We start from the raw sequence: 20,064 nt of genomic DNA, 5'->3' as shown, positions 1-20,064 counted from the left end.
CTCTAAAAGCGGTCTCACGTCCTCTGCCTTCGTCACATACTGAGCCGTGACATTAGCCACATACGGGATAACCGGGGTATTGATGCGGATATCGGCCAGAACCTCGCCCAGCTTCCGTCCGGCTTCCGCAAGCATGGCAGAATGGAACGGTCCGCTGACATTTAACAGAACGGCACGCTTTGCACCAGCTTCCAGGAGCTTCTCATTGGCCGCTTCCACGGCTTCCTTCCGTCCGGAGATCACGATCTGTCCCGGGCAGTTGTAGTTGGCGATGGAAACGCCGTCGATCGCGCTTATCACTTCTTCAATCTTAGACGCGTCGAGGGCAAGGATGGCGGCCATGGCTCCGAGTCCAACCGGAACCGCCTCCTGCATGAGGATTCCCCTCTGTCTTACGGTACGGATCGCATCCGCGTCGCTCATCACGCCCGCGGCGGCAAGCGCAGGGTATTCTCCCAGGCTCAGTCCGGCAGCCACATCGGGCTTCACGCCTTTTGCCTCTTCCAGGACACGCATCATGGCGATGCTGGTAGTTACCATGGCGGCCTGTGTGTATTCCGTGATATCCAGTCTGTCGTTCTTCTCAAAACACAGCTCCGGCACGGAAAAGCCAAGCAGCTCTGACGCCATGTCAAAGAGCTCTTTTCCGGTCTTTGTATTCTCATAAAAATCCTGGCCCATTCCACAGTACTGTGCGCCCTGTCCCGGGAAAATAAATGCAGTCTTGCTCATAATCCGTAACTCCTTTTTCAATTATCGGTTCAGCAGTTTCTCCGCCTGTTCCATCATCTCGTCAATCATTTCCTTACAGGTCTGTGTCTTATAAATCATACCCGCGATCTGGCCTGCCATGACGGTACCGTTCGTGATATCGCCTTCCTGTACGGCCTCTCTCAGCTTTCCGAGAGTTAAGTATTCCAGTTCCTCGAAGCTCTTGCCTTCCTGCTCCAGCTTTACGTATTCCCTGGTCATCTGATTCCTTAAGCATCTGACCGGATGGCCATGGGAACGTCCCGTAACCGCCGAATCGATGTCCTTTGCCTTGATAATGCGCTGCTTGTAGTTCTCGTGCACAATGGATTCATCCGAAACCACAAATCTCGTGCCGATCTGTACCGCCTCTGCTCCGAGCATAAATGCCGCGGCGATTCCGCGTCCGTCACCGATACCGCCGGCTGCGATAACCGGTATGGATACAGCATCCACAACCTGCGGAACCAGTGTCATCGTTGTCTGCTCACCGATATGGCCGCCGGATTCGCATCCTTCCGCCACAACCGCATCCGCGCCGTAGCGCTCCATTCTCTTTGCCAGTGCTACAGAAGCCACAACCGGTATAATTTTGACCCCGGCAGCCTTCCACATCTCAATATACTTCTCCGGGTTTCCGGCTCCGGTGGTTACCACACCGATTCCTTCCTCCACGACTACCTTTGCTATCTCATCGGCATGAGGGCTCAGCAGCATGACATTGACTCCGATTGGTTTCTTTGTCAGCGCTTTTGCCTTGCGGATCTCCTCTCTGACCACCTCGGCCGGTGCGTTTGCACCGCCGATCAGTCCCAGCCCGCCAGCTTCCGATACAGCCGCCGCCAGATGATGTTCCGCAACCCAGGCCATTCCACCCTGAATAATCGGGTGTTTAATTCCTAAAAGTTCCGTTATTCTGGTATTCATCAGCCTTCCACGCCCTTTGCTTTTAAATAGTCCATAACCGCGCTTACGGTCGTCAGCTTCTCTAAATCCTCAGAAGGAATCTCGACTGAATACTCATCCTCCAGAGCCATAACAAGTTCGAATAAATCCAGGGAATCCGCTCCTAAATCCTCTTTAAAGGAAGACTCTGCCAATACGGCCTCTGCGTCTACATTTAACTGCTCTGCGATAATTTCTTTCATCTTCTCTAACATGGTTTCATTCTCCTCTTCATTTTCCATCTTTTATTCCATTGATTTTTTAATATTTATCTAATTACTTTGATTTTCAAAGTATTAGTCTTTTTAATTACCACTCCAGAAGAGTGGTTCCCCAGGTCAACCCTGCACCAAAACCGGCTAAAAGCAATTTGTCGCCCGGTTTCAATTTTCCTTCGCGGTTCAGCTCATCTAAAAGGATGGGCACCGACGCTCCGGAAGTATTACCATACCGCTCTAAATTCGCTGGAAACTTTTCCATCGGTAATTTAAGTCTTTTCGCTATGGATTCGGAAATCCGGTAATTGGACTGATGCAGAATAAAATATTTAATTTCTTCTAATTCGGTTCCGCTCCCGGCAATCGTCTTCTTAATTGCCTCCGGCACGGTCTTAACCGCAAATTTAAAAACTTCCTGGCCATCCATGGTCATATAGCCTAATTCCGGTTTCTTTCCTGTCAGGAAATTTCCCGTAGTGCGTCCGCCGCATTTCAGAACGTCGCCTTTCGTTCCGTCCGCGCCCATGGTCAGCCCCATGATTCCGGTGTTCTCTGCCCTCACGACAGCCGCTCCCGCACCGTCTCCGAAGAGAACGCAGGTTCCCCGGTCGTTCCAGTCCACCAGCTTGCTGAGTGTATCCGCTCCGATCACAAGCCCCGTACGGTAGATTCCCGCCGTCAAAAAGCTATGTACCGTGTTTAAAGCGAAGACAAATCCCGAACACGCGGCGCTTAAGTCAAACGCCACCGCATTGACCGCGCCGACCGCGGCCTGTACCTCGCAGGCACCATTTGGAAAACAGCAGTCTCCCGAGGAAGTGGCAAGGACGATAATGTCCAGTTCTTCCGGTTTTATTCCGGATTGTTCAATCGCCAGCTTCGCCGCCTCCGCCGCCAGATCGGAGGTTCCTGATTCTGCTGCCGCAATCCTTCTTTCCCGGATTCCGGTTCTCGGTCTGATCCATTCGTCGCTGGTATCCACGATCTTTGCCAGATCATCATTGGTTACCACCTGTTTCGGTACAGCCGAACCTGTTCCTATAATTCTAGTCGTCATAATTTCCCCCATTCGTGCTGTGATTCACACATCCAGGTAAATGGGAAAACCCGTGGTTTTCACCTGTCTCTGATATTTTTCGTTTCAAATATTTTGATATTCAAACCAATTCTATACAATCCCGATTCGTTTGTCAAGAAAAATTTTTAAATAACAGCCGCCTGTGATATGCCACATCGTTCAAGAAATTTTTTCGGACAAATGGTAAAATAGAACAACAAACAGAAAAGGAAGTAAGATAAATGGATTTACAGAACGAAAAATGTGTCATGGTCATCGACGAGACACTCCCCACCGGCCTGATTGCCAACACCGCCGGAATTATGGGAATCACGCTTGGCAAGGAGATGCCGGATACCGTGGGGCCTGACGTCACGGACAAGACAGGCTGCTCCCACCGGGGCATCATCCAGTTCCCTGTCCCCATACTAAAGGCTGACGGAGCCAAAATACGGGAGCTCCGGAAACAGCTTTACCGGCCGGAATATGCGGAACTGACTGTGGTGGATTTCTCCGACACGGCACAGAGCTGCAAGACCTACGATGAATTTATCGATAAGGCTGCCGCCACCGAGGAAGATACCTTCTCCTATCTCGGAATTGCCATCTGCGGACCTAAAAAAGCGGTGAATAAGCTGACAGGGAATCTCCCATTGCTTCGATAAATGAACATGTATTCCAGGTATTCCCCCAACACCAGGATGCAAAGAGGCCGGATCTTTGGAATCCAGCCTCTTTGCAGCTTTAACTGTTAATTCGTATCTCTTCCGATATCCCGTACAGACGGTATGAGAGGTAATCTCATGTCTGCTGTTTAATATCGTGCCGTCAATATCGAGGCATATCATGTTACAAACCATATCTGGATCCTCTTACTTCATCAGCTGCTGGTAGACATCCCGTTTACTGATTCCCCGGTCCTTCGCCACCATGCGCATGGCCTCTTTTCGTTCAATTCCCTGCTTCTCATACAGATCCATATGCTCTTCCAGAGACATCTCCTCAAACGATTTCATCCGTTCTTCCTTTATTTCACCGATGCTCTTCCCCTCAATAACAATGACGCATTCGCCTCTCGGCTCCTCCGTCTCATAGGCCGCCAGCGCATCTTCAAACGTAGTCTGAAACGCCGTCTCATACCGTTTCGTCAGTTCCCTGCATATGGTGATTCTCCGGTTTCCCAGGGCCACTCTCAGTTCCTCCAGCGTCCTGACAAGCCGGTGGGGCGCTTCATATATAATGATCGTTCTCGTCTCCCGCTTCAGTTCCTCTAAAATCCACTGTTTTTCCTTCTTATCAGAAGGGAGAAATGCCTCAAAGCAGAAACGCCTCGTTGCCAGTCCCGATATGGTCAGAGCCGTAATGCAGGCCGCAGGCCCGGGCAGAGATGTAAGCGGTACTCCCGCCTCATGGCACTGTCTCACCAATTCTTCGCCCGGATCAGAGATTCCCGGTGTTCCCGCATCTGTAATTAATGCGATGGAAACTCCATTTTTCATCTGCTCCACCAGATATCTGGCCTTGTCCACCTTGTTGTATTCATGATAGCTGGTCATGGGCGTCTTAATATTAAAGTGGTTTAACAGCTTAATGCTGTGCCGGGTGTCCTCCGCCGCAATCAAATCCACTTCCTTTAACGTATTCAAAACCCGCAGGGTAATATCATCCAGATTCCCAATAGGCGTCGCACATAGATACAGCTTTCCTGTTTTCTGATCCTTTACCTGTTCTTCCATCTTCTTTTCCAACTTTTCTGCTATTTTTCAGGCTGTTTGACCGGCCTGTTTCTTCTATCATTAGTAGATATACTTTAACACAGAGGGCGAGACTTTTCAAGGAAAGGCGGAAATATGGCAGGGCGGAAAACACCAATCCCCTGGTTCTCCTCCCTGCCATATTCACCTAATTCTCCAAATCCTCCCCATTGCTGGCAATAACTTTCTTATACCAGTAAAATGACTTCTTCGGCTTCCTGCTCAAATCTCCGCTTCCGTCATTGTGTTTATCTACATATATGAATCCGTAGCGTTTATCCATTTCCCCGGTTCCTGCGCTTACCAGATCAATACAGCCCCATGGAGTATAACCCATCAGCCGTACACCGTCCTGATCTATCGCCTTCCTCATCTCTTCAATATGGCGTTTTAAATAGTCAATTCTGTAGTCGTCGCAAATCTTCCCGTCTGCCTCCTCCTGGTCGTATGCCCCCAGCCCGTTTTCAACGATAAATAAAGGGACATCATAACGGTCCGTAAGCCAGTTAAGTGCATACCGAAGCCCCACAGGATCGATCTGCCAGCCCCAGTCCGACTGTTCTACATATGGGTTCGTTATCAGATCATCCCGTTCGCAAAATGCATATTCCGGCGAATGCTCCCGATATTCTGTGGTATAGGACATATAATAGCTGAACCCCACATAATCCACACAGCCGCCGCGCAAAATCTCCAGATCCTCTTCAGTGCAATCAATGGAAAATCCCTTCTGTTTCCAATACGCCGGTATTCCCGGAGGGTACGCTCCCTTTACATGCACATCTCCAAAGTAGTACTTTCTCTGCATGGCTTTCTCGGCCATCATGATATCTTCAGGCCGGCACGTCTTAGGATAAACCGGAGTCACACTCAGCATACAGCCGATCAGAAAATCCGGGTTTATCTCATGTCCCTTTAAAACTGCAAGCGCACTGGCTACCAGCTCATAGTGTGCCGCCTGGTACATGACCTCTTCCCGTTCTTCACCCTCGCTGTACTGTATTCCGGAATCTGAATATACCAGAAAATCACTCCAGTAGTTTGCCTGGTTATTAATTTCATTAAATGTCATCCAGTATTTTACTTTATTTTTATATCGTTCAAAACATACAACTGCAAAATGTACAAAAAAGTCAATCAGCTTCCGGTTCCGCCATCCCCCGTAATGCTCTGCCAGATGGAGCGGCATCTCAAAATGGCTCAGTGTAATCACCGGCTGTATTCCATATTTCAGACATTCGTCAAAGAGGTCATCATAGAAACGCAGTCCATCCTCATTCGGCTCTTCCTCATCGCCCAGAGGGAAAATCCTGGTCCACGCAATGCTGGTCCGAAAACACTTAAATCCCATCTCTGCAAACAGGCGGATGTCCTCCCGATACCTGTGGTAAAAATCTATTGCCTCATGGTTTGGATAATTTTCGCCCGGAAGGACCTTATGGGTAAAGCGTCTTAAGGTGTGCACATCTCCGCCAGTGGTCACATCCATAATACTTAACCCTTTTCCTCCCTCCAGGTAACCGCCTTCCAGCTGATGCGCAGCCACCGCGCCGCCCCACAGGAAATCTCCTGCGAAGACTCCCTTTTTTTTCTCTGTCATCTCATCCATTATGAATCTCCTTTTTTCTGATAATACGCTACAAATGCACTCGGCAGGATTCCCGTATATTTTTTAAATACATTGATAAAGTACTTATACTCCTTAAATCCACACTCCACAGCTACATTATAAATCTTACAGTCATCCTCCTTCAGTTTTTGAATCGCCATCTGAATTCGGTAACGGTTTAAAAAATCATTAAACGGAAATCCCGTTTCCTTCTTAAAAAGCTGGTTTAAATAGGTGGCGCTGGTCTGAAGCGGCTCAATCAAATCATTGATACTGATTTTCTTCTGGTAGTTATCCCTGATATAGGTAACCATCACCCTTGTTCTGGGAGAATAAGACTGCTCCGGCAATACAATTTTAAAATCAAACACATCGCGCTCCAGCGCTTCCCTGGTCTTAGTCTCCGCATCGCTGAAATGCTGTTTCATCCGGCATTGTGCCTTGGCTTTCTCCAGCGCTTTTTTTAGTTGCTCATACTCCAGCGGTTTAATTAAATATTCCGCCACCCCTAAATGCATAGCCGCCTTGGCGTAATGAAACTCATCATAAACAGACAGAATAATTGCCTCATACCCGTAAGCTTCCATGGTCTCTTCCAGCATCTGGATTCCATTTTTAATAGGCATCCCCACATCGGTCACAACAATATCCGGGTTAAGGCTGCGAATCATCTCCACGCCCTCCTCGCCATTGCCCGCTTCCCCTACGATTGTGCATTCACAGCCAATCCAGTCAAAATTATAGGCAAGGCCCTTTCGAATCATTTTCTCATCTTCAACCAACAATACCTTGTACATGTCCGTCCCCCCATTCAGGATTTCTGCGCCGGTATCTCAATAAAAACAGTTAAGCCGTCACCACTCCGGTTTTCCAGCCTGATTCCATACTTCTCCCCATAGGTCAGCTGTAACGTCCGGTTTACATTATACAGTCCCACATGGTCATCGGGATATTCCCTGCTGGCCAGATGTTCCATAACCTGAAGATAACGTTCCTCCGTCATTCCTCCTCCATTATCTTCAATTTTCATAATCAGCCTGTCCTCCACGATTGCCGCATGGACTGCAATATGAAACTGATCGCGGTGTTGAAAGCCATATTTTATGGAATTCTCTGCCAGCGGCTGCGAAAAGAACTTCGGTACAAATATCTGTCCGGCTTCCTCTTCTACAGAGATTTCATAGGTCAGACGCTCCTGGAATCTGGCTTTATGAAGCATCAGATAATCCTCTAAATGCTCAATATCTTCTTTGAGAGGCACGAATTTATCCTGATTATATAAATTATAGCGCAGAAATTTTGACAGGCTCAGTATCATTTTTTCCGCCTCGGCAGGGCTGACAAAGACGGTATACCTCAAGGTTTCAAGAACATTAAATATAAAGTGGGGATTAAACTGGTTTCTTATCATTTTAAACTCTGCCTGACGCTGCAGCTCCGCCATATTCTTGTTGGATTCTATCAGCGCATCCACCTTTTTTACCATAGAGCTGTATTCCTTTGCCAGAGTATCGAATTCATCCCCGGTTCCCAGCTCCAGGCTGATATCAAACTTTCCGTCACTCGTCTCCCTGATGGCATCCAGCATGGCGCCGATCGGTTCTGTCACCTTCCTGCTCATGGTCCTTGACAGCTTCAGAAGCAGGACAGTGATTAAGATCAGGACGAGAAGGCTGAAGCATATAAGGGTGCCAATATAGCCCTCATATCCCTTTTGATTTAAAGCATAGATATTAAGCCCCTCCTGCTCCATCGATTTGCAGCCCATCTGAAATAAATCGCCCTGTATTGATACCTGTCCATGGGAATTTGCTTTATACGCCAGCTTATTTAAACTGGTCCTGGCATTCTCACTGGTAGTTACGAGTACCGTGTCGAACTGATTAGTCACGACTACTTCCTCTGCCCCCTGCTTCAGCAGCAGTTCCCGCAGTTCTTTATTATCCGCATAATAGACCAGATATCCCAGAAGTTCTCCCTCTTCATAGATTACGGTCCCATACCCATAATACCCCGTCTGTGCGACGGTATCATGGTTCTCCTGATAATAAATCCTCACTACCTTGTTATCTTCTTCCGATGCAATACGAAAGAGAGGAAGAAAGGAATAATTCACTTCAAAATTATCCTTACTTCCGGATTTTAATATTACATTCTGTTCAGAATCAAGAACGCAGATCTGGAACTTACTTTCCGACTGGTTGATAATCCTGTAGTAGTCCTCAAATACGCGGTTGCTTCCCGCTCCTGACCGCAAAAAACCTTTTAATCCCTCATCCTGCGCCTGATTCTCACACACAGAGCGGTAAAAGTGATCCATCTGCTGAATCTTCTGCCGGACATTCTCCGCCGCCCTTTCCGTCCTTCCACGGATAGAGATCTCATTGAAGAATCCAATAAACAGAATAAAAAGAGCCAGTAAAACGGCAAGTGGTATAATAGCCGTTATCAGAAAATTCTTTCGTATATTATACTCAAACCCTTTACCAGCTCCTGATCCAGTCATCTGCGTTCTCCCGTTGTTGTATTCCTGTTACATCGATATCTCTCTTGTGCCGGTTACCTTAAATAATATAAAGATAGAACATATTGTAATTACTGTCAAGATGGTGGACAACGCCGCCGCAATACCGTAATTTCCGCGAATAACCTCCGAATATATGGCAATCGTCATTGTCTTTGTCTTGCCTGTATACAGCAGGATAGAAGAACTTAATTCTGTGATAATCGTTATCCAGCTCATAATGGCTCCCGATATGACACCGGCTCCCATCATCGGCAGCGTTACCCGGAAAAATGTTTTTATTTTGGAAGCGCCCAGACTGAGCGACGCCTCTTCCACGCTGATTCCCGTCTGCCTCAGGATTGCAGCGCTGGAGCGGATGGTATATGGCATTCGCTTAATTGTAAACGCCACCACAATAATGGCCGCCGTTCCTGCGATCATCAGCGGTTTTTGATTAAACGCGGTAATCAGGGAAATACCAAGTACGGAACCCGGAACAATGTACGGAAACATGGTTGCTATATCCAGACCCCCAGTCAGAATCCCCGGCCTTCTGACCGTCACATATGCGATCAGAACGGAAAGAAAAACAATAAATACCAGAGCAATCATACCCAGCGTCAGAGAATTCCGTATGGCAAGCCCCATTTTCGAAAAAGCCGAGACATAGCTTCCCAGCGAATGGCCTGCTTTAAAGACGATGCCTTCCGTATTGCGGAAAGATGTCTCTATGATGCAGAATTGCGGAAGAAGGGCGATCAGCAGATACGCATACACAAATATGTGAGCTGCTGCATTTTTAATTCCTGCCGCTTTTTCTGCCTGAATCGGATTTAATGCGCCCTGGCTGTATGACAGTTTCTTGGAAACCACCTTCTGAAGCAGAAATGCCGCTGTGGTAAAAAGGATTGTCATAATGCTGATTGCGGATGCGAAGCCGACATCGCCGCCATTTTCCCCCATAAACTCATTGTAGACTAATACAGGAATCGTCTTATACCCCTCGCCAATCAGCATAGGCGTACCAAAGTCTGCAAGTGCCCGCATGAATACCAGAATTGCTGCTGCCAGTATAGTCGGAAGAATCAGCGGAATCGTAACTTTGCACATCTTTCTTATGCCGGTACAATTCATGCTCTCGGCCGCCTCCAAAAGGGAGTTATCCATGTTCTTAAGCGCTCCGGACACGTAAGTAAAGACCAGCGGTATCAATTGTAAGGTCAGCACCACCACAATTCCCTTAAACCCATAAATATCCGGCACCTGAATCCCAAATACATGTTTAAACAGATTGGTGAAGCTTCCGTTTCTTCCGAACATTAAAATCCAGGAATAAGCACCGATAAAGGGCGCAGACATCGAAGAAATAAGAATCAGAACCCGGATCCACTCGGCCCCCTTAATTTTTATCGTCGTTATAACATAAGCAAGAGGCGTGGCTATGACCACAGCCAGAACCGTCACACATAAGGTTACCTTAAAGCTGTTTCCAATCGTATTCATATAATACTTTTTACTGAAGAACCGTTGAAAGTAGGCCATGGTAAATGTCCCCGTCTGAGGATCTACCACACTGGATTTAAACAGATTAAACAGAGGAAAGAACATGAACAGAATATAGAGACACCATACCAGAAGCGTGACTACGGTCCAAATATCCAGATTTTTTCTTCTACTCAAGTTCGCTCACGACTCCTTTCGAATAATTGACATTTCCTTCCCTGTCATAGACATTGATTTTTTCAGTTTTTACCTTTAAGTACACTTTGCTGTCAGGAATCAGATGATCCGTCTCCGTGGACTCCTCCATCAGCATCACGACATCCCCTGTTTCCAGTTCAATATCATACCTTGTGGAGTTCCCTAAAAATACGCTGGATATCACACGCCCTTTCAGCCCGCTCTGATCTTTGCTGATTACGAAATCTTCCGGTCTGATGGAAACTAAAACCGCCTCGTCCTTAACCTTCTGCTCTTCGATTCCCTCTATAGGATTTACATATTCTCCAATTTGTATCCGATATCCAAAATCCCCCCGCAAAAGACGGCCATGAATTATATTGGAGCTTCCAATAAAGGTCGCAACAAAAATGTTGGCTGGCCGGTGATAGATGCTGCGCGGTCTGCCTACCTGCTGGATCACCCCGTCCTTCATAACGGCGATCCGGTCAGAGACAGCCATGGCTTCTTCCTGGTCATGGGTTACATAGATTGTTGTTATACCTACCTTATGCTGCAGTTCCTTAATGACATCCCGCATCTCCACCCGCAGCTTTGCATCCAGATTGGAAAGGGGCTCATCCATTAACAGGACATCCGGCTCGATTACAATTGCGCGTGCCAGTGCAATTCTCTGCTGCTGGCCGCCGGACATATTCTGTGGAAGCCGGTCTTTCAAATTATCAATTTTTACAACCTTAAGAACTTCCTCTACCCGCTTCTGTGCCTCCGCCTTTGAAACTTTACGATTATCCAGGCCAAACCGGACATTCCCAGCTACCGTCAGATGGGGAAAGACCGCATAATTCTGAAATACCATGCCTATATTACGCTTGCCGGCGTCTAGATCATTAATCACCCGGTCATTAAAGGAAATTGTGCCGCCTTCAATACTGTTAAATCCGGCTACCATACGCAGAAGCGTTGTTTTTCCGCATCCCGATGGGCCCAGAAGGGTGAAAAATTCACCCTTTCTGATTTTCAGATCCAGTTTGGGAATCACGGTATTCTGCCCATACTTTTTTACTAATTCATGAAATGTAATCTCTACGCTCATCTATTACTGCACCTCTGCGAAAATCTCATTAAACGTATCAATAACATTAGCTTTATGTTCCGCAATCTCGTTTGGATCACGCTCAATATAGGTAATGCTGTCAGCGTCAGGAATAAAATCAGCCACTTTTGCGCCCTCTCTTACAGGGCGGCTCATAAACTCCGTACCAAATAAATCCTGAACCTCCGCGCTCGTCACAAAATCAATAAATATCTTGGCATTCTCCTGATTTTTGCAGTCCTTTATGATTGCAGAAACCGCCTGCCCCGGAATAACTCCCTCCGAAGGATAGGAGATTGCTACATCGGCGCCATCCTTCAAATAAGCAAAAGCAGCTCCTTCATAAGTAACCGTCACCGTATTCTCTCCGTCTGCCACACTCTTGTGAGCATTGCCCGAGCTGGCTGCCACCTTGCCATCCAGCTGCTTAATGAAATCTGTTACAAAGTTCCAGCCTGCCTCACCTTCCCATTCATGGTCATTGTAGATCCATGCCATGTCTGCAATCGTGCTGACTCCATTTCCGGAGCTGGCCGGATCCGGAAGAGCGATTTTCCCTTTAAGCTCTGGATTTAAAAAATCCTTGTAGCTGTTTACCTGGATATCTCCGATCAGATTCTTATTCCACATAATTACCGCAGAATCCATATTGATAGGAGTCAGTTTTCCCTGTACACAGTGGTGGCCATCCAGCATGAACTCATCATTTACCGAGGTGTATTCCTCAAAATAATCCATAAAATCATAGAACATGGATTCTGTTCCTCCGAGCATCACGTCGCAGTATGGATTAACCGATTCCGACTGGATTCTCTTTAACATTTCGCTGGTACCGCCAGCCAGAAGCTCTACTTTGATGCCTGTCTCCTCTTCAAATAACGGGATCAGCGTGTTAAGGATCTGATCATTACAAGCAGAATAGACCACTAAATTACCGCCTGACTGCTTCTCCTTGCTTTCCTTACTCTCCTGTGAGCTTTCCGCCGTCGTATCCGCGGAACCTGACTCGCTGCTCTTTGCCGTACCCCCTGTACTTCCACACCCACTTAATGTCCCCAATACCATTGCCGCTACCATTACCAGAGATGCACACTTTTTTAATTTCATAATCCTATCAACCTCCTGAATTGTTATGGCTTAATTATAAGCATTCATTATTCTTACTCCAATCCCAAAATTCATAATCTTTATCCAAAATTGGAAACTAAAAATACTATTTACAGATAATAACGGCAAAAAAATAAACAGGACTGCCTTTGTAGGAATCAGTCCTGTCCGTCTAACAACCATAATGATCATTTTCTCAATACCCGTAAATATCATAAATCTCCTGCGTATACACCCCCGGCTCCCGATATACCACAATCGGCGCCTCCACCTTAATCATGGATTTACCGCCGCGCACGGCTTCTATCAGGACCATATTGGCCTCTTTGTCCACAAATGGATGGACCATCTTCATCCGCTTCGGCTCCAGCTTATACTTCGTCAGCGCCGTAATAATTTCTATCAGGCGGTGAGGCCGGTGCACCATGTAGAAGCGCCCGCCCGGCCGCAGAAGCTTCGCCGCCTCCCTCGCCACATCGTCCAGCGTACAGAGCACCTCATGGCGGGCGATCGCCTTGGGCAGATCGGGATTTTTAAGTCCATGGGCATCGTTCATATAGGGCGGATTCGAGGTCACCACGTCAAAGGAAGCCGCGCCAAACAGCCGGCTGGCTTCCTTGATATCGCCCTTTACGATCGAGACCTTCTCTTCCAGGTGATTGAGCGCCACACTGCGCGCGGCCATCTCCGCCACCTCATCCTGAATCTCCAGTCCCGTATAATGTTCGCCTTCATATTTCGCTTCCAGAAGAATCGGGATAATTCCCGTCCCGGTTCCCAGATCGATCGCTTTTTCCCCCGGCTTCACCGCCGCGAAACCGGATAAAAGCACCGCGTCCATACCGAAGCAGAACCCGTCCTTCTTCTGTATGATCTGATAGCCGTTTCTCTGTAAATCATCAAGCCGTTCTTCATCCTTAAGCTCAATTATCATCTAACTTGGATTTCCCTTCCTTCTTCTCAAGGGCTTCCAGAGCCTTCAGCTCTGCATCCGCTACAGAGCCTTTATCCTTGCGCCGCCTCGGTTTAAACTTCAGCTGATCCACACGGTATTCTCTGATTTCCTTCTCATCCTTTGTGATGACGATGACCTTCACCAGCTGACGAAGCACGCTGACCGAGTGAACCTCACCCTTCAGACCGTCGTCCGTGGTCACATAATCCCCCACATTCGGAAGCTTGCTGTTTAAGTCCTCGTACGTCTCTTCCTCATTCTTCAGACAGCACATGAGCCTTCCGCAGACACCGGATATCTTCGTCGGATTCAGCGACAGATTCTGCTCCTTCGCCATCTTGATTGAAACAGGGATAAACTCCGATAAGTAAGAGTGGCAGCACAGCGGCCTGCCGCAGATACCGATTCCTCCCACAATCTTCGTCTCGTCTCTGACGCCGACCTGACGAAGCTCGATTCTCGTTTTAAATACCGATGCCAGATCCTTCACCAGTTCGCGGAAATCGATTCTTCCATCAGCGGTAAAGTAAAACAGCACCTTGTTATTGTCGAATGTATATTCCGCATCGATCAGCTTCATCTGAAGCCCATGTTTCCTGATCTTTTCCTTACAGATCCGGAACGCTTCCCTTTCCTTCTCGTGGTTTTTTAACTCCACATCCTCGTCTTCTCTTGTCGCCATCCGGATCACAGACTTAAGCGGCTGGACAACCTTGTCATCCGGTACCTCTCTGCTTCCCAGCACTACATAACCGTATTCAATCCCTCTCGCCGTCTCCACAATCACGTGGTCACCCGTATGAATCTCCCTGCCGGCCGGATCGAAATAATAGATCTTCCCCGCATTGCGGAATCTTACACCAATCACTTTTATCATCAATCAGTTCTCCTTCATTACCAGTAACATGAGCTCCATGGCCAGTTCCATGTTCACATTGGCATTCAGCCTGATCCCCGCCTTATCAATGGACTGGAGAATCTTTTCAATCCCATCGTAGGCGCTGGAGGCGCTCATTTCCTTAATTGTATTATATTCTTCCTTAAACACCAGAAGATTAATATCCTGTGTCACCTTATACATCAGCACATCCCGGTACCATAGCTGCATAAAATCGAGGCAGTCGTAGATGTCCAGACTCTCATCCTTCAGCTTCTTGATATAGTCCAGAAGCTCCGTAATATCCATATCCTTCAAATGCTTCAGCATATGGAGAAGCTCGGTATACATCAGCTGAAAATCCTCCGAAGAGGCCAGATGGATCGCCTTTCCCAGATTTCCTCTCGCAAACGCGGCGTAAATCTCCGCCTTCACCTCGGGAATCCCCAGAGATTCCATCAGATACGTCCTGACCACGCTGTCCTGAAGCGGCTTCAGCTTTAACTGCACGCATCTGGAGAGAATCGTCGGCAGAAATGCCTCCTGATTCGTAGTCAGCAGCATGATAATCGCATAGGACGGCGGTTCCTCGATGGTCTTAAGCAGGGCATTCTGCGCCTGCGCCGTCATCTTTTCCGCTTCATCCACGATGTAGATCTTATAATAGCTGCTGTAGGGCCGTACCATGATTGTATCATTAATCTGTTCCCTGATATCGTCAACGCCGATGCTGTTCGGCTTTTCATGATTTACAAAAATCAAGTCCGGATGGTTGCCGCTCATCACCTGCTTGCAGGCATGGCACTGCATACACGGTTCCTTCTTCCCCTTTTCACAGAGAAGCGTCATGGCAAATGCATTCGCCAGCGACTTACGTCCCATTCCTGCCTCACCTGTCAGAATATACGCATGAGATACATGATTTGTCTCTATAGCCTTCTTAAAATGTTCCTTTATCATCTCATGACCGATTATATCGTTAAATCCTGGCATTGGGGCACCTCCGTCTCAAAATATACGGATTTATTATAGCATATAAAATTCATACTCACAAGAAATAAGTGCTGGTAATTCCCATAAGAGGGCGTCTCCTGTCATTTCCCGCACAAAAAGAAACAGACGGCCCCATCCGGCAGCCGTCTTAAGCATTTAATTCAGTTCCATCCTCTCACCAGCCTTCACCCGGTAAGAAATCCCGTCCTTCTCAAAATATACGTCCACTGCGGCAGGATTCCACACCATAGACCCATCCGCGCTGAACTGCAGCCGGTCGTACGCCGTCATGTAATCATACAGCTCCAGGTTTGTCGCATACCAGATCTCATTCCGGTTTCCGGTGTACGCAGCAAATCTCTCAATCACATCCCAGTTCCCATCCGCCTCAAACTCATAGCTGTGTCCCCAGAGATAGAACAGCCAGGAGCCGTACTTTGGCGTCTCCTCCACAAATTTTTCCGCCAGCTCCATCAGACGCTCATCCCGGTGATGGCACGTGGCCGTCAGACGGAGCCAGTCGGACGGAAGCCGGAAATCCCATGTCGAAACCGTTGTTCTCGCATAGGCGATTCCCGCCTGCACAAGCGTATCGACCACCCTGTCACTGGTAGTACCGAAGGGATAAGCCATACCCCTGACAATTGTATGAAACTGCCGCTCCAGATTCTCCCGGTCCTTCATCACCTCCGCCGTACAGAGATTCACCGGAAGCTGCTCCAGAAACGGATGTGTCAGCCCATGAACCGCCACCTCCATACCGCTGCCGCCGTAGACCTCCGTCACCGCCTTTTCCGTCATCCTTCTGTGCACCGTACCCAGCGGGTATACCGTACCCTCTTCCGCATAAAGCCCGCTGTTTAAGTTAAATGTCCCCTTTAATCCATGCTGCTTCATGATTTCGATCAGACGGATATCCTGTTCCACTCCGTCGTCATAGCTTAAAGTCAGCGCCTTCCTTTTTCCCTTTGGAAACTGAATAAAGATACTTCCCATGATTTTTGTCCCTCTCCTCCTGATCCGTATAATAATTACCTTAATACTACACGCAATCCCCTGATCTGTCCAGAACCACATTCCCATTTCCGTCTGTTTTTTAACAGTCAGACATCCCCGCCTGAACTGTTACGTTTACTTCCCCATATCTCTCCGCTCCATGACGCTTCCATCCATTGCATTGATTGTCATAAGCGAAAGATCCGGCTGACTGTAAGTCTCCTTCCCTACCGATTTCCCCTCCTTAAAATACTCAACAGACACACTTCCCAGGAAATCCCACACGGGTATCATCTTCCCTTCCTTCTCCCGTTCCCTGTTTCTCACGTCGTGAATCCCCATATATCCAAGTCGTGCCTCTTTCACCCAAAGCGTCACCTTCCGCTCATCGGCAAAAGCGCCGCCGTACAGAAAATAGTCTTCATAGCTGCTCTTTTCCACCGATTCAAAGATCGACGCCACCTCAGAGAACGGCAGCAAAAATACGCGCTCCTTCGAATCTCCGATGATCTGTTCCTTGTCCTCCAGAGTAATTCCGCTTAAGCTTCCATCCTGGGTATAGGTAAGCGTCGCATACTGCTGATATCCAGCGTAGCCGTCCTGCCTTTTTACCTGATGGTAGGCCGGTGCGCCAATTCCATCCGGCGCCAGTGAAAAACCAAACACACGCATATACGTCGGTTCTTCCCAGGAGTCGTCCGGTTTTGAACGCGTCCCTTCGATCCATTTCTCAGAGACCAGCTTCATCTTTCCATATCCCAGATTCCCCATCAGAGTTTCCGCCTCATTCCGCATCTTCGCCCACTCCTCCTCAGACTGAAGTTCCTGCGGTATAGTGTCATAATCATAGATTTCTTTAAATGCCGCGCCTACCCCCTCTGATATACTGTTGCTGTAGGCATAGTCCTCATTTTTCCCATCACCGTTCCAATAATAGGAGATGAAATACTCCTTGCCCTCCACGAGAGCCCTGCTGCCTGAAGCCTTCAGACCTTCGACCGCAGAATGGTCCGTCTCTTCCCCCCATGCGATTTTTTCCTTGTCCCGAAAATACTCCTTGATCCGCTCATACTCCTCCATCGAGTAATAATCCGCTTCCGTTTTCTTCACCGAGATTGAAGTCACATCAGGAATTGATATTTCCGCATCCGCGAAAAAGCTTAAACCGCCTTCTTCAAAAGACGCCTGATACCGTTCCGGCAAATGAAGCTGTTCCCTCATTGTTGTATTATCCTGATTTTCCTGTCCCGCAGCAAGAGCAGACTGGTGGCTCTCCGCCACAGCCCTTGGAACAATCACCACCGGCTCTGTCGCCCTGCCGCATCCGGCGAGAAAAAGCGCCGCTGTCATTACCAGTATGATCTGTCGTTTCATCCGAATCCTCCTTTTTTATCTGATGCTTCGCACCGTTTCCTCCTCTTCTCCTATCATAAACAATCCTCAATGCAAAGTATTCATCGGCCTGTAAACGTTTTGTAATCATCCTCAAAATGGATCCGAACGACAGTCCCCTCCCCCTCGCGGCTCCTAATCTCAAGCCTGGCATGATGCAGCTTCGCAATCTGTCCGCAGATGGCAAGCCCCAGTCCAGCGCCGCCTTCCTTTCTGCTTCTCGATTTATCCACCATGTAAAATGCCTTCGTAATATTGGCGATTTCGCTCTCCGGGATTCCTCTTCCAAAATCCTGAACCTCCATCCCGTCTTCCGTATCCCGCATAATAACCGTGTCCCCCGGCCCGGAGGCCCGAATCCCATTCTGAACCAGATTCCCGATCAGACTCTCCATCAGCACCGGATCCACGAGGTAGTTCCATTTTCCCCGGCACTCCGTCTTAAGAGTGACGCCGTGCGCCTTAGCACACGTTTTTTCCATCTCTTCAACACACTGGAACAGCGCTTCGGCCGGAATCCATGTAAATTCATACGCCCCCTCCTCATACAGCCCCAGAAGGCTCATCATCTTTCCAGAGAGACTCTCCAGCCGCTTCCCCTCCTGATAAATGTAGTTAAGCGCGGTCCGGCGCTGTTCCTCCGGAAGCTTTACATGAATCAGACTCTCCGAATATCCGATAATAGAGGTCATCGGTGTCTTAATTTCATGGTTCAGCGCGCCCAGAAGAAGCTTTAAATCATCCACCTGATGTTCAATTTCAGATGCCATCCGGTTAAATGCAGCCCCCAGCTCCCCTACCTCATCACCGCTCCTGACCTCCACACGTTCCTTTAAATTTCCGCCGCTGAGCTGTCCTGCCGCCTGTTCCAGCTCCTTAAGGGGCTTAAGAAGCCGCTTCACCATCATTGCGACACAGACCGCTGCCGCTGCCGAAACAGCCAAATAGATGAGCAGATACAATCCAAGCTGCCTCTCAGTCTCCCTGTACGTGTCCGTAATATCCTGAATCGAGACAATCTCATATCCTTCGATTTCCTGCAGAACCTTTTTGAGAATCAGGATTTTCTTTTTCTCAACGCTTTGAACCATGCCGTTCTCAGCCAGTTCATCCGGATTCACAATATCATAATCCGTTAGATTAATAACCGTGCCGCCATCCTTCAAAAGCGCATATCCCGCACCGCAGCACTTCTTAAACTCAAACTGAAGATAGGCATTCCGGACAGTTTCACTCATTTCCTCAAACTCCTGTCTGGCTCCAAACTGGTCAAACGTATAGGAGACCGCCTCCAGCTGCCGTTTATAATTGGAAACCGTCCTGTCGATATTAATTTTTCTGGTATGGTAAAGGGTAATGGCGCCGCATACGGCCAGAGAAGAAATGAGAAATAAAAGAAACAGGACCGTGAGTTTTTTCCACAGTTTCATGTATTGTCCTCCAGCCGGTATCCCAGTTTCGGTATTGTCCTGATCGTCTGTTCCAGGTTCAGTTTCTTCCTCAGCTGAGCAATATGGACATCCACCGTCCTCGTCTCCCCGAAGAAATCACTTCCCCATATTCTGTCCAGCAGCTGATCCCTGCTGAACGCCACATTTTTATTCTGTGCCAGGAACAGCAGCAGATCATACTCCATAGGCTTTAATCCCACAATCGTTTCCCCGGCATACACTTTATGCCCCGCCAGATCGATCGTCACATCACCAATTCTGATTTCCTTACAGCGCTTTCCGCTGCGCTCCAGAACCTTCTCCACGCGCACCAGAAGTTCCATAATCTCAAACGGTTTTACCATATAATCCTCGGCCCCCATCCGGAGTCCATAAACCTTTGAGGTGATATCCGACCTGGCTGTCAGATAAATCACCGGGATTTCCCTCCGTTTCATGAAGTCCATCAGTGTAAATCCGTCCTTTCCAGGCAGCATAACATCCACCAGCGCAAGATCAAACGGCGGCTCCTCATTTACGTATCTCTCCACGGCGTCCCCATCGTAGACCGCTCCGGTCAGATATCCTGCTGCCTGTAAATTCATGCAGATCAAATCCGAAATTGCCCGTTCATCTTCCACCACTAAAATCCTGTTCTTCATCTGCCGTCTCATCCCTTTTTTCTTTTATTCACCATTC

19 protein-coding genes are annotated in these 20,064 nt (G+C 48.1%); 1 reads left to right on the top strand and 18 read right to left on the bottom strand.

From position 1 onward, the window contains the following. The 4 genes from fabD to ACLTD4_RS20005 form a co-directional block, all read right to left on the bottom strand. Positions 1 to 732, bottom strand: a 732-nt coding sequence (gene fabD, locus ACLTD4_RS20020; RefSeq protein ID WP_412331506.1) for an ACP S-malonyltransferase, incomplete at its 3' end; no start/stop codon positions are given. A 21-nt stretch (positions 733 to 753) separates the two neighbouring features. Next, complete coding sequence (fabK, locus tag ACLTD4_RS20015) at positions 754 to 1,677, bottom strand: enoyl-[acyl-carrier-protein] reductase FabK (protein WP_002605458.1); 924 nt, start codon at positions 1,675 to 1,677, stop codon at positions 754 to 756. Continuing rightward, positions 1,677 to 1,910, bottom strand: a complete 234-nt coding sequence (gene acpP / locus ACLTD4_RS20010) for an acyl carrier protein (RefSeq protein ID WP_025529601.1) — start codon at positions 1,908 to 1,910, stop codon at positions 1,677 to 1,679. The genes fabK and acpP overlap by 1 nt, the downstream gene beginning before the upstream one ends. Before the next feature lie 94 nt (positions 1,911 to 2,004). Further along, positions 2,005 to 2,970, bottom strand: coding sequence for a beta-ketoacyl-ACP synthase III (locus tag ACLTD4_RS20005; protein WP_412331505.1), 966 nt, complete (start codon positions 2,968 to 2,970; stop codon positions 2,005 to 2,007). A gap of 242 nt (positions 2,971 to 3,212) precedes the next feature. Between ACLTD4_RS20005 and ACLTD4_RS20000 the strand changes: the two genes are divergently transcribed. Next, positions 3,213 to 3,635, top strand: coding sequence for a DUF2000 domain-containing protein (locus ACLTD4_RS20000; protein WP_002605455.1), 423 nt, complete (start codon positions 3,213 to 3,215; stop codon positions 3,633 to 3,635). A 207-nt stretch (positions 3,636 to 3,842) separates the two neighbouring features. On the opposite strand, the gene rsmI is transcribed toward ACLTD4_RS20000, so the two are convergent. From rsmI to ACLTD4_RS19930, 14 genes are all read right to left on the bottom strand, one after another. Beyond that, positions 3,843 to 4,706 (bottom strand): 16S rRNA (cytidine(1402)-2'-O)-methyltransferase, encoded by an 864-nt coding sequence (gene rsmI, locus ACLTD4_RS19995; protein WP_110323730.1) that lies wholly within the window; start codon positions 4,704 to 4,706, stop codon positions 3,843 to 3,845. Positions 4,707 to 4,872: 166 nt separating this feature from the next. Continuing rightward, a complete protein-coding gene (locus ACLTD4_RS19990) occupies positions 4,873 to 6,333 on the bottom strand; it encodes a 6-phospho-beta-glucosidase (protein ID WP_117622183.1) in 1,461 nt (486 codons plus the stop codon). After that, positions 6,333 to 7,130 (bottom strand): response regulator transcription factor, encoded by a 798-nt coding sequence (locus ACLTD4_RS19985; protein ID WP_117622182.1) that lies wholly within the window; start codon positions 7,128 to 7,130, stop codon positions 6,333 to 6,335. Before ACLTD4_RS19985 ends, ACLTD4_RS19990 begins: the two co-directional genes overlap by 1 nt. 14 nt (positions 7,131 to 7,144) lie before the next feature. Beyond that, complete coding sequence (locus ACLTD4_RS19980; protein WP_320922118.1) at positions 7,145 to 8,839, bottom strand: histidine kinase; 1,695 nt, start codon at positions 8,837 to 8,839, stop codon at positions 7,145 to 7,147. A 27-nt stretch (positions 8,840 to 8,866) separates the two neighbouring features. Next, positions 8,867 to 10,519, bottom strand: coding sequence for an ABC transporter permease (locus ACLTD4_RS19975; RefSeq protein WP_117622180.1), 1,653 nt, complete (start codon positions 10,517 to 10,519; stop codon positions 8,867 to 8,869). Further along, on the bottom strand, positions 10,512 to 11,615 hold the full coding sequence (locus ACLTD4_RS19970) for an ABC transporter ATP-binding protein (RefSeq protein ID WP_117622179.1): 1,104 nt from the start codon (positions 11,613 to 11,615) through the stop codon (positions 10,512 to 10,514). Before ACLTD4_RS19970 ends, ACLTD4_RS19975 begins: the two co-directional genes overlap by 8 nt. Positions 11,616 to 11,618: 3 nt before the next feature. After that, on the bottom strand, positions 11,619 to 12,722 hold the full coding sequence (locus tag ACLTD4_RS19965; protein ID WP_320922119.1) for an extracellular solute-binding protein: 1,104 nt from the start codon (positions 12,720 to 12,722) through the stop codon (positions 11,619 to 11,621). 196 nt (positions 12,723 to 12,918) lie between these two features. Next, positions 12,919 to 13,656 carry a tRNA1(Val) (adenine(37)-N6)-methyltransferase gene (locus tag ACLTD4_RS19960; protein ID WP_002605447.1) on the bottom strand — a complete coding sequence of 246 codons (738 nt, stop codon included), beginning with the start codon at positions 13,654 to 13,656 and terminating at the stop codon, positions 12,919 to 12,921. Then, a complete protein-coding gene (locus ACLTD4_RS19955) occupies positions 13,646 to 14,554 on the bottom strand; it encodes a stage 0 sporulation family protein (protein ID WP_117622175.1) in 909 nt (302 codons plus the stop codon). Before ACLTD4_RS19955 ends, ACLTD4_RS19960 begins: the two co-directional genes overlap by 11 nt. A gap of 3 nt (positions 14,555 to 14,557) precedes the next feature. Then, complete coding sequence (holB, locus tag ACLTD4_RS19950) at positions 14,558 to 15,547, bottom strand: DNA polymerase III subunit delta' (RefSeq protein ID WP_025529599.1); 990 nt, start codon at positions 15,545 to 15,547, stop codon at positions 14,558 to 14,560. A 156-nt stretch (positions 15,548 to 15,703) separates the two neighbouring features. After that, a complete protein-coding gene (locus ACLTD4_RS19945; protein WP_412331504.1) occupies positions 15,704 to 16,543 on the bottom strand; it encodes a polysaccharide deacetylase family protein in 840 nt (279 codons plus the stop codon). Between the two features lie 135 nt (positions 16,544 to 16,678). After that, on the bottom strand, positions 16,679 to 17,917 hold the full coding sequence (locus tag ACLTD4_RS19940; RefSeq protein WP_412331503.1) for a DUF6034 family protein: 1,239 nt from the start codon (positions 17,915 to 17,917) through the stop codon (positions 16,679 to 16,681). A gap of 80 nt (positions 17,918 to 17,997) precedes the next feature. Next, complete coding sequence (locus ACLTD4_RS19935) at positions 17,998 to 19,365, bottom strand: sensor histidine kinase (RefSeq protein WP_412331502.1); 1,368 nt, start codon at positions 19,363 to 19,365, stop codon at positions 17,998 to 18,000. Further along, on the bottom strand, positions 19,362 to 20,027 hold the full coding sequence (locus ACLTD4_RS19930) for a winged helix-turn-helix domain-containing protein (protein ID WP_390472376.1): 666 nt from the start codon (positions 20,025 to 20,027) through the stop codon (positions 19,362 to 19,364). The genes ACLTD4_RS19935 and ACLTD4_RS19930 overlap by 4 nt, the downstream gene beginning before the upstream one ends. Between the last annotated feature and the right edge of the window lie 37 nt (positions 20,028 to 20,064).

The sequence above is a fragment of the Hungatella sp. genome (genome assembly GCF_046966825.1).
This window is presented reverse-complemented; position numbering and strand designations above follow the sequence as displayed.

Bases quoted from the DNA above. Each gene is read 5' to 3' on its own strand.
- fabK (WP_002605458.1), bottom strand. From the start codon at position 1,677: ATGAATACCAGAATAACGGAACTTTTAGGAATTAAACACCCGATTATT.
- acpP (WP_025529601.1), bottom strand. From the start codon at position 1,910: ATGTTAGAGAAGATGAAAGAAATTATCGCAGAGCAGTTAAATGTAGAC.
- ACLTD4_RS20005 (WP_412331505.1), bottom strand. From the start codon at position 2,970: ATGACGACTAGAATTATAGGAACAGGTTCGGCTGTACCGAAACAGGTG.
- ACLTD4_RS20000 (WP_002605455.1), top strand. From the start codon at position 3,213: ATGGATTTACAGAACGAAAAATGTGTCATGGTCATCGACGAGACACTC.
- rsmI (WP_110323730.1), bottom strand. From the start codon at position 4,706: ATGGAAGAACAGGTAAAGGATCAGAAAACAGGAAAGCTGTATCTATGT.
- ACLTD4_RS19990 (WP_117622183.1), bottom strand. From the start codon at position 6,333: ATGGATGAGATGACAGAGAAAAAAAAGGGAGTCTTCGCAGGAGATTTC.
- ACLTD4_RS19985 (WP_117622182.1), bottom strand. From the start codon at position 7,130: ATGTACAAGGTATTGTTGGTTGAAGATGAGAAAATGATTCGAAAGGGC.
- ACLTD4_RS19980 (WP_320922118.1), bottom strand. From the start codon at position 8,839: ATGACTGGATCAGGAGCTGGTAAAGGGTTTGAGTATAATATACGAAAG.
- ACLTD4_RS19970 (WP_117622179.1), bottom strand. From the start codon at position 11,615: ATGAGCGTAGAGATTACATTTCATGAATTAGTAAAAAAGTATGGGCAG.
- ACLTD4_RS19965 (WP_320922119.1), bottom strand. From the start codon at position 12,722: ATGAAATTAAAAAAGTGTGCATCTCTGGTAATGGTAGCGGCAATGGTA.
- ACLTD4_RS19960 (WP_002605447.1), bottom strand. From the start codon at position 13,656: ATGATAATTGAGCTTAAGGATGAAGAACGGCTTGATGATTTACAGAGA.
- ACLTD4_RS19955 (WP_117622175.1), bottom strand. From the start codon at position 14,554: ATGATAAAAGTGATTGGTGTAAGATTCCGCAATGCGGGGAAGATCTAT.
- holB (WP_025529599.1), bottom strand. From the start codon at position 15,547: ATGCCAGGATTTAACGATATAATCGGTCATGAGATGATAAAGGAACAT.
- ACLTD4_RS19945 (WP_412331504.1), bottom strand. From the start codon at position 16,543: ATGGGAAGTATCTTTATTCAGTTTCCAAAGGGAAAAAGGAAGGCGCTG.
- ACLTD4_RS19940 (WP_412331503.1), bottom strand. From the start codon at position 17,917: ATGAAACGACAGATCATACTGGTAATGACAGCGGCGCTTTTTCTCGCC.
- ACLTD4_RS19935 (WP_412331502.1), bottom strand. From the start codon at position 19,365: ATGAAACTGTGGAAAAAACTCACGGTCCTGTTTCTTTTATTTCTCATT.
- ACLTD4_RS19930 (WP_390472376.1), bottom strand. From the start codon at position 20,027: ATGAAGAACAGGATTTTAGTGGTGGAAGATGAACGGGCAATTTCGGAT.